We start from the raw sequence: 12,048 nt of genomic DNA on the forward strand, positions 1-12,048 counted from the left end.
AACTTCAATTGAGATGAGTAAACTTACAAAGAATCAAAAGTTGGCTTTGGGCAAGATTGAAGCTGGGAAAGCATATACATTGAAAGAAGCTTCAGCTTTAGTGAAGGAAATTACTACAACTAAGTTTGACGCATCCGTAGATGTTGATGTCCGTTTAGGTGTTGACCCCCGTAAGGCCAATCAAATGGTGAGAGGCGTGGTTTCATTGCCTCACGGAACTGGTAAGCAGGTTAGGGTTCTCGCATTATGTACTCCGGACAAGGAAGCTGAAGCTACTGCCGCTGGAGCTGACTATGTTGGATTGGATGAGTATATTAATAAGATTAAAGGCGGTTGGACTGACATTGATGTTATCATCACTATGCCTTCTATCATGGGTAAGATCGGTGCTCTTGGTCGCGTATTAGGCCCTCGTGGTTTGATGCCTAACCCAAAGAGTGGTACGGTTACCAATGAGATCGGAAATGCGGTGAAGGAGGTTAAGCAAGGTAAGATCGACTTTAAGGTAGATAAGAGCGGTATCGTTCACACATCTGTTGGTAAGGTGTCTTTCACTCCGGAACAGATTCGTGACAATGCTAAGGAGTTTATTTCAACTTTGATCAAGTTGAAACCTACTGCGGCTAAAGGTGCGTATATAAAGAGTATTTATCTTTCTAGTACTATGAGTGCGGGTATTAAAATTGACCCCAAATCAGTTGAAGAAAACTAAAAAACAATTGAACAATGAGAAAGGAAGATAAAGGAACTGTTATAGGTCAATTAACTGAAACATTAAAGGAATATCCTAATTTCTATTTGACGGATATCGAGGCGTTGGACGCTGAGAAAACCAGCAAATTGAGAAGAGAGTGTTTCAAGCGTGAGGTTAAGTTAGTCGTTGTAAAGAATAACTTGCTTAAGAAAGCGTTGGAGAACATTGAAGGTGACTTCTCTGATCTTAACGTGGCTTTGAAAGGCAATACGGCTGTGATGTTCTCACAAGTCGCTAATGCTCCCGCTCGCCTGATTAAGGATTTTACTAAGGACGCTAAAAAAGGTGTAGTCGTTAAACCGGCTTTGAAGGCTGCTTACGTACAAGAAAGCTTCTATGTAGGTGCTGAGAATCTTGAGGCATTAGTAAATATCAAGAGCAAAAACGAACTTATTGCCGATGTTATCGCATTGTTGGAATCTCCGGCGAAGAACGTTATCTCTGCTCTTCAGTCATCAGGACAAACTATCCATGGTCTGTTGAAGACTTTGGAAGAAAGATAATTTTTCATTAAAACATTACACAGATAAATAATCATTTAAATCATACAAAAATGGCAGATTTGAAAGCTTTTGCAGAACAATTAGTAAACTTGACCGTTAAAGAAGTTAGCGAATTAGCTACTATCCTTAAAGAAGAGTACGGTATCGAACCTGCTGCTGCAGCTGTTGCTGTTGCTGGTCCTGCTGCTGGTGGTGCTGCTGCCGCTGCAGAAGAGAAGACTTCTTTCGATGTTGTATTGAAAGCAGCAGGTGCTAATAAATTAGCTATCGTTAAGTTAGTTAAAGAATTAACAGGTCTTGGCTTGAAAGAGGCTAAGGATATGGTAGATAGCGCTCCTAGTGCAATCAAGGAAGGTATCGCTAAAGCTGATGCTGAGGCATTGAAGAAACAGTTGGAAGAGGCTGGAGCTGAAGTTGAGCTTAAATAGTATTTATAACCTGGTTTCCAGGTGATTTGGTTAAGAGTCTCCGACTACGAAGACTCTTAACCTTTTTGTGTCTATAATTTCAATAAGTTCAATAAATTCCTTACTAGATGTCTTCAACAGCTGAAAACCAAAGAGTTAATTTTGCTTCGATAAAGAATCAGTTCCCGTATCCGGACTTTCTCGAAGTTCAATTGAAGTCGTTCCAAGACTTTCTTCAACTTGACACTCCTCCTGAAAAGAGAAAGAAGGAGGGATTGTATAAGGTATTTGCCGAGAATTTCCCGATTGCGGATACCCGTAACAATTTTGTGTTGGAGTTCTTAGATTACTATATAGATCCGCCTCGTTACTGTATCGATGAGTGTATCGCTCGCGGGTTAACCTATAGCGTGCCTTTAAAAGCGAAGTTAAAACTGTACTGTACGGACCCGGATCATGAGGACTTCGATACGGTGATCCAAGATGTATACTTGGGTCCGATTCCGTATATGACGGACAGAGGTACTTTCGTGATCAACGGCGCCGAGCGTGTTGTCGTGTCTCAGCTGCACCGTTCTCCGGGCGTATTCTTCGGACAAAGCACGCACGCAAACGGAACGAAGTTGTACTCCGCACGTATTATCCCGTTCAAGGGGTCATGGATCGAGTTCGCTACGGACATCAACAATGTGATGTACGCTTACATCGACCGTAAAAAGAAATTGCCTGTAACTACTCTTTTGAGAGCTATTGGTTTTGAAAGCGATAGAGATATTCTTGAAATCTTCAACCTTGCGGAAGAGGTTAAGGTAACGAAAGCAAACCTGAAGAAGTTTATCGGACGTAAGCTGGCCGCTCGTGTTTTGAAGACTTGGGTGGAGGATTTCGTAGATGAGGATACCGGTGAGGTGGTTTCTATTGAACGTAACGATGTTATCATCGACCGTGAGTCTGTACTGGATAGCGACAATATCGAGGCTATCTTGGATTCAGGCACGCAAAATATCTTGTTGCATCGTGAGGACCAGAATCTGTCTGACTATGCTATCATATATAATACGCTCCAGAAAGACCCGAGTAACTCCGAGAAGGAAGCTGTGTTGTATATCTACAGACAGTTGAGAAATGCGGAACCGGCTGATGAGGCTAGCGCACGCGAGGTTATCACGAACCTGTTCTTCTCAGAGAAACGTTATGATCTGGGTGAGGTGGGACGTTACAGGATCAACAAGAAGTTAGGCCTTACTACAAGCGCTGATGTTAAGGTTTTGACTAAAGAAGATATTATCGAGATCATCAAGTACCTGATCGAGTTGATCAACTCGAAGGCTATCGTGGATGATATCGACCACTTAAGCAACCGTCGTGTACGTACGGTTGGCGAGCAATTGTATAACCAGTTCGGTATTGGTTTGGCTCGTATGTCACGTACAGTTCGTGAACGTATGAACGTTCGCGATAATGAGGTGTTTACTCCGATTGATTTGATCAATGCGAAGACGATTTCTTCCGTGGTTAACTCTTTCTTCGGAACGAATGCCTTGTCTCAGTTCATGGACCAGACGAACCCGTTGGCGGAGATCACGCACAAGCGTCGTTTATCAGCCCTAGGTCCGGGAGGTTTGTCTAGAGAGCGTGCCGGATTCGAGGTTCGTGATGTTCACTATACGCACTATGGTCGTCTTTGTCCGATTGAGACCCCGGAAGGTCCGAACATCGGTTTGATCTCTTCTTTATGTGTATACGCTAAGATCAACGATCTTGGTTTCATCTCGACTCCGTACCGTAAGGTGGCAGATGGAAAGGTCGACTTCTCTGAGGAAGGCTTGCAATACTACACGGCGGAGGAAGAGGAAGAGTTGACAATCGCTCAAGGTAACGCTCCATTGGATGATAACGGTAAGTTTATTCGTGATAAGGTGAAGGCTCGTTTCGAGGCTGACTTTCCGGTTGTTCCTCCTTCTGAGCTTGACTTGATGGACGTGGCTCCGCAGCAGATCGCTTCTATCGCAGCTTCTTTGATCCCATTCTTGGAACACGATGACGCTAACCGTGCGTTGATGGGATCTAACATGATGCGTCAGGCAGTTCCTTTGTTGCGTACGGACGCTCCGATTGTTGGTACCGGTATTGAGGCGCAGGTTGCCCGTGACTCCCGTACTCAGATTATGGCTGAGCGTGAGGGCGAGGTTGTGTTCGTTGATGCTACTTGTATCAAGATTAAATATGACCGCACGGAGGACGAGGAATTCGTTAGCTTCGAGGATGCGGTTAAGACATATAATATCCCGAAATGGCGTAAGACCAACCAAAGTACGACAGTCGATTTGAAACCGACCTGTCATCGCGGACAACGTGTGAAAGCCGGCGATATCCTTACCGAGGGTTACTCAACCCAGAAAGGCGAGCTTGCTTTGGGACGTAACGTGAAGGTGGCTTACATGCCTTGGAAGGGTTATAACTATGAGGATGCTATCGTGTTGAACGAGCGTATGGTTCGTGAGGACTTCTTTACGTCTGTCCACGTTGACGAATACATCCTTGAGGTACGTGAGACAAAGCGTGGTATGGAGGAATTGACTTCCGATATCCCTAACGTCAGCGAAGAGGCTACCAAGGATTTGGATGAGAGAGGTATCGTTCGTGTAGGTGCTCGCATCGAGCCGGGTGATATCTTGATTGGTAAGATCACTCCGAAAGGTGAGTCTGATCCATCTCCGGAGGAAAAGTTGTTGCGTGCTATCTTCGGTGATAAGGCGGGTGATGTGAAGGATGCTTCCTTGAAGGCTACTCCGTCTTTGCGCGGTGTGGTTATCGAGACCGCTTTGTTCTCGAAGGCTGTCAAGAAACGTAAATCCAGATTGACTGATAAGGCGATCTTGCCGAAGTTGGACGAGGAATACGAAGAAAAGATGGCTAGCTTGAAGACTTTGTTAGTTGATAAGTTGTTAGTGCTTACAAACGGCAAGGTTTCTCAAGGTGTTAAAGACTATATGAATACGGAGATTATCGCTAAGGGTGCTAAGTTTACCCGCAAATCTCTGGAAGAATTGGATTATAACTCCATCCAAGTAAGCAAGTGGACGGCAGACGCTCAGAAGAATGAGTTGATCAAACAGGTTATCTTGAATTATTTGAAGAAGTACAAGGAGCTTGACGCTGAGTTGAGACGTAAGAAGTTCGACTTGACGATCGGTGATGAGCTGCCGACAGGTATCGTACAGATGGCTAAGGTTTATATCGCCAAGAAACGTAAGATTCAGGTAGGTGATAAGATGGCCGGTCGCCACGGTAACAAGGGTATCGTATCAAAGATCGTTCGTCAGGAGGATATGCCGTTCTTGGAAGACGGTACTCCGGTGGATATCTGCTTGAACCCGCTGGGTGTGCCTTCTCGTATGAACTTGGGACAGATTTTTGAGGCCGTGTTGGGTTGGGCCGGACGTGAGCTGGACGTTAAGTTCGCTACTCCGATCTTCGATGGCGCGACTTTGGATGATTTGAACGAATGGACAGACAAAGCTGGTATTCCTCGCTACGGTAAGTCTTACTTGTATGATGGTGGTACTGGTGAGCGTTTCGACCAACCTGCTACGGTGGGTGTGACTTACTTCTTGAAGTTGGGCCACATGGTTGACGATAAGATGCATGCCCGTTCAATCGGTCCGTACTCTTTGATTACGCAACAGCCGTTAGGTGGTAAGGCACAGTTCGGTGGTCAGCGTTTCGGAGAGATGGAGGTTTGGGCACTGGAAGCCTTCGGTGCCGCTCATGTTCTTCAGGAAATTCTTACGATTAAGTCTGATGACGTTGTAGGACGTTCGAAGGCTTATGAGGCGATCGTGAAGGGTGATCCGATGCCACAGCCGGGTATTCCTGAATCTCTGAATGTATTATTGCACGAGTTGAGAGGACTTGGTTTGAGTTTCACTCTGGATTAATTCAATAACAATAAAGAAGTAGGTGGGCTACGGCCCGTCTACTTTATCTATTGATAACTCTTTATAAATAAATAATATGGCCTTTAGAAAAGAAAACAAGATAAAGAGTAACTTTTCAAAAATAACCATCGGTCTGGCATCCCCTGAGGAGATCCTAGAGAACTCCAGCGGTGAGGTTTTGAAACCGGAAACAATTAACTATCGTACGTATAAGCCTGAGCGTGACGGTTTGTTCTGTGAGCGTATCTTTGGTCCGATCAAGGACTATGAGTGCCATTGCGGTAAGTACAAGCGTATCCGTTACAAAGGTATTGTCTGCGATCGTTGTGGAGTGGAAGTTACGGAAAAGAAAGTTCGTCGTGAACGTATGGGACACATCCATTTGGTGGTTCCTGTTGCCCATATTTGGTATTTCCGTTCTTTGCCTAATAAAATCGGTTACTTGCTAGGTCTTCCTACCAAGAAACTGGATTCCATCATCTATTACGAACGCTACGTCGTGATCCAGCCGGGTTGCGTAGACACGGTCGGTGAGTTAGACCTATTATCTGAGGAGGAATATCTGGATATTTTGGATAGCCTTCCAAGAGAAAATCAATTGCTAGAGGATACGGATCCGAATAAGTTCATCGCTAAGATCGGCGCTGAGGCTGTTTATGATCTGTTGGCTCGCTTGGACTTGGATTCTCTTTCTTATGAGTTGCGTCACCGTGCGAACACGGACACATCTCAACAGAGAAAGAACGAGGCCTTGAAACGCCTTCAGGTGGTTGAGTCTTTTCGTGCGTCCAGAGGTCGTAACAAACCGGAATGGATGATCATGAAGGTGATCCCGGTGATCCCTCCTGAACTGCGTCCGTTGGTTCCGCTGGACGGTGGCCGTTTCGCTACTTCTGACTTGAATGATTTATATCGTCGTGTTATTATCCGTAATAACCGTTTGAAACGATTGATCGATATTAAGGCTCCGGAAGTGATCTTACGTAATGAGAAACGTATGCTTCAGGAGGCCGTGGACTCTTTGTTTGACAACTCTCGTAAATCGAGCGCGGTTAAGACAGACGCCAATCGTCCGTTGAAGTCCTTGTCCGACAGTTTGAAAGGTAAACAAGGTCGTTTCCGTCAGAACTTGTTGGGTAAGCGTGTAGACTACTCCGCTCGTTCGGTTATTGTCGTAGGTCCGGAATTAAAGATGCACGAGTGCGGTTTGCCGAAGAATATGGCTGCCGAGCTTTATAAGCCTTTCGTTATCCGTAAATTGATCGAACGCGGTATCGTGAAGACGGTGAAATCTGCCAAGAAGATCGTTGACCGTAAGGAACCGGTTGTTTGGGATATTTTGGAGTACGTAATGAAAGGTCACCCGGTATTATTGAACCGTGCCCCGACATTGCACCGTTTGGGTATCCAAGCGTTCCAGCCGAAATTGATCGAGGGTAAGGCTATCCAGTTGCACCCGTTGGCATGTACGGCATTCAACGCCGACTTCGACGGTGACCAGATGGCTGTTCACTTGCCGTTAGGTAATGAGGCTGTTTTGGAAGCTCAAATGTTGATGTTGGCTTCACACAATATCTTGAACCCTGCGAATGGTGCTCCTATTACCGTACCTTCTCAGGATATGGTGCTTGGTTTGTATTATATTACCAAGTTGCGCAAGGGTACACAAGGCGAAGGTTTGACTTTCTATGGTCCGGAAGAGGCTACGATCGCTTACAATGAGAAGAAGTTGGATATCCATGCTCCGATCCATGTTTACGTGGAGGATTTGGATGAGAACGGTAACTTGGTGAAGACGATGGTTGAGACTTCTGTTGGACGTTTGATGGTCAACGAGTTCGTGCCGAAAGAGATTGGTTATGTAAACGAGGTGTTGGGTAAGAAGTCTCTTCGCGACATCATCGGTCGGGTAATCAAGGCTTGTGGCGTAGCTCGTACCGCTCAGTTCTTGGATGATATCAAGAACTTGGGTTACTATATGGCATTTAAGGGTGGTCTGTCTTTCAACTTGGCTGATGTGCTTATTCCTGCTGAAAAAGACGCGTTGGTTCAGAAGGGATATGAGGAGGTTGAGCAGATCATGGCTAACTATAATATGGGTTTCATTACCAACAACGAGCGTTATAACCAGATTATCGATACTTGGACACACGTTAATAGTAACTTGTCTAATATCTTGATTAAGCAATTGACGGCGGATAACGATGGATTCAACTCAATCTACATGATGATGGATTCCGGTGCCCGTGGTTCTAAGGAGCAGATTCGTCAGTTGTCCGGTATGCGTGGTTTGATGGCGAAACCGCAGAAGAGTGGTGCAGAAGGTGGTCAGATTATCGAGAACCCGATCCTTTCTAACTTTAAGGAAGGTTTGTCCGTGTTGGAGTACTTTATCTCTACTCACGGTGCTCGTAAAGGTTTGGCCGATACCGCTTTGAAGACTGCCGATGCCGGTTACTTGACTCGTCGTTTGGTTGACGTCTCTCACGACGTGATCGTAAACGAGGAAGACTGTGGTACATTGCGTGGCTTGGTTTGTACGGAATTGAAGAATAACGAGGAGGTGATCGCTTCCTTGTATGAGAGAATCTTAGGTCGTGTATCTGTTCACGATGTGATCCATCCGATTACGGGCGAGGTTATCGTTCGTTCCGGTGAGGAAATCCGTGAGGATGCCGCTAAGGCAATCCAAGACTCTCCGATCGAGAGCGTCGAGATTCGTTCCGTATTGACTTGTGAGTCTAAGAAGGGTGTCTGCGCTAAGTGCTATGGACGTAACTTGGCTACGAACCGCATGGTTCAGAAGGGTGAGGTTGTCGGTGTAATCGCCGCGCAGTCTATCGGTGAGCCGGGTACACAGTTGACGTTGCGTACATTCCACGTCGGTGGTATCGCATCCAACATCGCAACAGAGAATAGTATTACATCTAAATATGATGGTATTTTAGAGATCGACGAGCTTCGTGCTGTTGAGGCGGTAGACGAGGTGAGCGGAAAGAAACATTTGGTAGTAGTAAGCCGTTTGGCTGAAATGCGCATTGTTGATCCGAACACGAAGATCGTGTTGTTGACTCATAATATACCTTATGGTTCTAAGTTGTTCTTCAACAACGGTGACTCAATTAAGAAGGGTGACGTGATCATCGAGTGGGACCCGTTCAATGCCGTAATCGTATCAGAGGTTTCCGGTAAGATCGAGTTCGAGAGTTTGGTAGAGAACGTAACTTACAAGGTTGAGAGTGATGAGACTACCGGTTTGAAGGAGAAGATCATCATCGAGTCTAAGGATAAGACGAAGGCTCCGGCCGCTCATATCGTGGATGAGAATGGTAATTACTTGAAGAACTACTCTTTGCCATTGGGCGCTCACGTCGTGAAAGACAATGGTGATGTAGTGAAAGCTGGTGAGGTTTTGGTTAAGATCCCTCGTGCCGTAGGTAAGGCCGGTGATATCACCGGTGGTCTTCCTCGTGTAACCGAGTTGTTCGAGGCTCGTAACCCGTCTAACCCTGCTGTCGTATCTGAGATCGACGGAGAGGTAGGATTCGGTAAGATCAAACGTGGTAACCGTGAGATCACCGTAACGTCTAAGTTGGGTGAGGTTAAGAAATATATGGTTCCTCTGTCTAAACAATTATTGGTTCAGGAGAACGACTATATCCGTGCGGGTATGCCGCTATCAGACGGTGCTACCACTCCTTCGGATATCTTGGCGATCAAAGGTCCGACGGCTGTACAGGAATATATCGTGAATGAGGTTCAGGATGTATACCGTCTACAGGGTGTGAAGATCAACGATAAGCACTTCGAGGTTATCGTTCGTCAGATGATGCGTAAGGTAGAGGTGGTTGATCCGGGAGATACTCGCTTCTTGGAGCAGCAGATTGTTGATAAGTTGGAGGTAATGGACGAGAACGATCGTATCTGGGGCAAGAAAGTTGTTACCGATCCGGGAGATTCTCAGACATTGCAGGCCGGACAGATCGTGACTGCACGTAAGTTGAGAGATGAGAATAGTATGTTGAAACGCCGTGACCTTAAGTTGGTCGAGGTACGTGACGCTATTCCGGCTACAGCCAACCAGATCCTTCAAGGTATCACACGTGCCGCTTTGCAGACGAACAGCTTTATGTCCGCCGCATCTTTCCAAGAGACGACGAAAGTATTGAACGAGGCTGCTATCAACGGAAAGGTAGACCGTTTGGAAGGTTTGAAAGAGAACGTTATCTGTGGTCACTTGATTCCTGCTGGTACCGGTCAGCGTGAGTTTGATAAGCTGATCGTAGGCGCAAAGGATGAGTTCGATCGTATCTTCGCTAATCGCAAGAACGTGGTTGATTTCAATGCCATGGACAAAGATGATGAAGAATAGGAACGTTTAATAAACTATAAAGAAAGGCCGGCAGAGCAATCTGTCGGCCTTTTTTGTTCTTCCTTATTTGCTTAATAAATGGATAAACTTTATTTTTGCGAGGTAACAAAGACCATAGATAAATACTGAGACATATAAGAAACATATAATAATCAATATCATGAAGAGAATTTTACTTTGTTTAATGGTGGCTTTATTTGCCACTGGCTGCTTATTCGCTAAAAACAACGATGAGAAAATGAATGTAATGTCTTATAACATCCGTTACGATAATTCGGGTGATAAGGATAATCAATGGAAATTCAGAAGAGATTTCGCTGCTGATTTAGTGAAATTCCATGAGGCGGATGTGTTCGGTGCGCAAGAGGTCTTGAATAATCAGCTGAATGATTTGCTTGATCGTTTACCGGAATACGCTTATGTGGGTGTTGGTCGTGAGGATGGCAAGACGAAAGGGGAGTACACTCCGATTTTCTATCGTAAGGATCGTTTCTCCGTTGAGAAAAGCGGTAATTTCTGGTTAGCCGAAGATATAAATGCCGTTGGTAAGAAAGGTTGGGACGCCGCATGCGAGCGTGTTGCTACTTGGGCGATCTTGAAAGATAAGAATACGGGAAAGAAATTCTTTTTCTTGAATACGCACTTGGATCATATGGGGAAAGTGGCTCGTCATGAAGGAGCTTCTTTGGTGCTGGAGCAAGCGAAGAAATTATCCGAGAATTTGCCTATAATCGTGACTGGCGATTTCAATGCCGTGCCTTCTGATGAGCCGATACAAGTATTGACTAATCCGAGTGATCCTCGTCATTTGACTCATTCCCGCACGATCGCAGGGTTTACTTACGGCCCGGAATGGACATTCCATGATTTTGGAAAGATCCCTTACGACAAGCGTGAATGGATTGATTATATCTTCGTGAAAGGGAATATCAAGGTATTGCGTCATGGTGTATTGACTGAAACGTTGAATAACCTGTTCCCATCCGACCATTGCCCGGTAATCAGTACGTTGATACTCGAATAAAAAAGCTTTGTGTGTATGGGGAAAGTAGACGTATTGAAGGAAACTACCCCGCTTTCATCAGAAGATTGCTTCTTGGTCATGCAACGCCCGAAATCGGGGTTTAATTTTCCGTTACATGTACACATGGAGTTTGAGTTGAACTATCTGGAGAATGCCGCTGGTGCTATCCGGATAGTTGGCGATTCGGTCGAGGAAATCGATGATCTGGATTTGGTGTTGATCGCGGGAGGAACGAAGCATGCTTACTCGAACCATAAGTGTCCGTGTAATGGGATCTTTGAGATAACGATACAATTTCATAAATCGTTATTTGATAGCTTAATCAATAGACGGCATTTCAAGACCATGAAGGATATGTTTGATAACGCTTCCAGTGGTCTTGTTTTCAGCCGGGAAATGATACTTGGCATTCAAGATAAATTAAGAATGTTGTCGAACGATAACAAGCCGGATTCTTTCAAGAACCTGTTGCGTTTGGTCGAGATTCTTAAGATTCTATCTTTGGATAAAGCAGCCCGTAGGTTGAATGCCGTGAACACGGTAAAGAACTATAATAATAACGATACCGATCGTTTAGATAGTATCATGTTATATTTACACGAAAATTATCAAAAACGTATCACCTTGTCGGAAGTGGCTAAGTTAACAAATATGAGCGATGCCTCATTGATGCGTTTCTTGAAGAAGTGGACGGGAAAGACATTTATCGATAACTTGAACGAGATCCGGGTAGCCGAGGCGGTATGCCGTTTGACCGATACAAGTGACAGTATTTCTGAAATATGTTACAGGTGCGGTTTTAATAATCTATCGAATTTCAACCGGGTATTCAAACGGCGTAGGGGGAGTACCCCTACAGAGTACAGGGAAAAATATTCCCGTTCGAGGTTTATAATTTAAAACATGATTTAAAGCATGTTTACATTGATTTGTGTCAAGTGTTGATGATATAGTATTATTTATTGCACATATAGTATTTGGTGGTCTTTGCTAAAGCCCTTACTTTTGTAAAGTTCAAGTGAAAGAGATTAGCACTTAGACAAAACA

The 12,048-nt window shown here is 44.9% G+C and carries 7 protein-coding genes; all 7 read left to right on the forward strand.

The features are described from left to right. The first annotated feature begins 13 nt into the window (after positions 1–13). The 7 genes from rplA to DWX84_RS00920 all read left to right on the forward strand — a co-directional run bounded on the left by rplA (position 14) and on the right by DWX84_RS00920 (position 11,901). A complete protein-coding gene (rplA, locus tag DWX84_RS00890) occupies positions 14–712 on the forward strand; it encodes a 50S ribosomal protein L1 (protein ID WP_005854218.1) in 699 nt (232 codons plus the stop codon). Positions 713–726: 14 nt separating this feature from the next. Beyond that, positions 727–1,257, forward strand: a complete 531-nt coding sequence (gene rplJ / locus DWX84_RS00895) for a 50S ribosomal protein L10 (RefSeq protein ID WP_005867245.1) — start codon at positions 727–729, stop codon at positions 1,255–1,257. Between the two features lie 50 nt (positions 1,258–1,307). Beyond that, complete coding sequence (gene rplL, locus DWX84_RS00900) at positions 1,308–1,685, forward strand: 50S ribosomal protein L7/L12 (RefSeq protein ID WP_005854220.1); 378 nt, start codon at positions 1,308–1,310, stop codon at positions 1,683–1,685. A gap of 107 nt (positions 1,686–1,792) precedes the next feature. Further along, a complete protein-coding gene (gene rpoB, locus DWX84_RS00905) occupies positions 1,793–5,605 on the forward strand; it encodes a DNA-directed RNA polymerase subunit beta (RefSeq protein ID WP_048927528.1) in 3,813 nt (1,270 codons plus the stop codon). Positions 5,606–5,681: 76 nt separating this feature from the next. Continuing rightward, positions 5,682–9,977 carry a DNA-directed RNA polymerase subunit beta' gene (gene rpoC / locus DWX84_RS00910; RefSeq protein WP_048927529.1) on the forward strand — a complete coding sequence of 1,432 codons (4,296 nt, stop codon included), beginning with the start codon at positions 5,682–5,684 and terminating at the stop codon, positions 9,975–9,977. A gap of 160 nt (positions 9,978–10,137) precedes the next feature. Then, complete coding sequence (locus DWX84_RS00915) at positions 10,138–11,001, forward strand: endonuclease/exonuclease/phosphatase family protein (RefSeq protein WP_057326326.1); 864 nt, start codon at positions 10,138–10,140, stop codon at positions 10,999–11,001. Positions 11,002–11,016: 15 nt separating this feature from the next. Then, positions 11,017–11,901 carry an AraC family transcriptional regulator gene (locus DWX84_RS00920; RefSeq protein ID WP_005854224.1) on the forward strand — a complete coding sequence of 295 codons (885 nt, stop codon included), beginning with the start codon at positions 11,017–11,019 and terminating at the stop codon, positions 11,899–11,901. Positions 11,902–12,048 lie beyond the last annotated feature (147 nt).

The sequence above is a fragment of the Parabacteroides sp. AF21-43 genome (genome assembly GCF_003635435.1).
In the GTDB taxonomy this organism is placed as follows: Bacteria; Bacteroidota; Bacteroidia; order Bacteroidales; family Tannerellaceae; genus Parabacteroides; species Parabacteroides distasonis.

Excerpts from the sequence above, each read along its gene's own strand:
- rpoC (WP_048927529.1), top strand. The coding sequence starts at position 5,682 with ATGGCCTTTAGAAAAGAAAACAAGATAAAGAGTAACTTTTCAAAAATA.
- DWX84_RS00920 (WP_005854224.1), top strand. The coding sequence starts at position 11,017 with ATGGGGAAAGTAGACGTATTGAAGGAAACTACCCCGCTTTCATCAGAA.
- rplL (WP_005854220.1), top strand. The coding sequence starts at position 1,308 with ATGGCAGATTTGAAAGCTTTTGCAGAACAATTAGTAAACTTGACCGTT.
- rplJ (WP_005867245.1), top strand. The coding sequence starts at position 727 with ATGAGAAAGGAAGATAAAGGAACTGTTATAGGTCAATTAACTGAAACA.
- DWX84_RS00915 (WP_057326326.1), top strand. The coding sequence starts at position 10,138 with ATGAAGAGAATTTTACTTTGTTTAATGGTGGCTTTATTTGCCACTGGC.
- rpoB (WP_048927528.1), top strand. The coding sequence starts at position 1,793 with ATGTCTTCAACAGCTGAAAACCAAAGAGTTAATTTTGCTTCGATAAAG.
- rplA (WP_005854218.1), top strand. The coding sequence starts at position 14 with ATGAGTAAACTTACAAAGAATCAAAAGTTGGCTTTGGGCAAGATTGAA.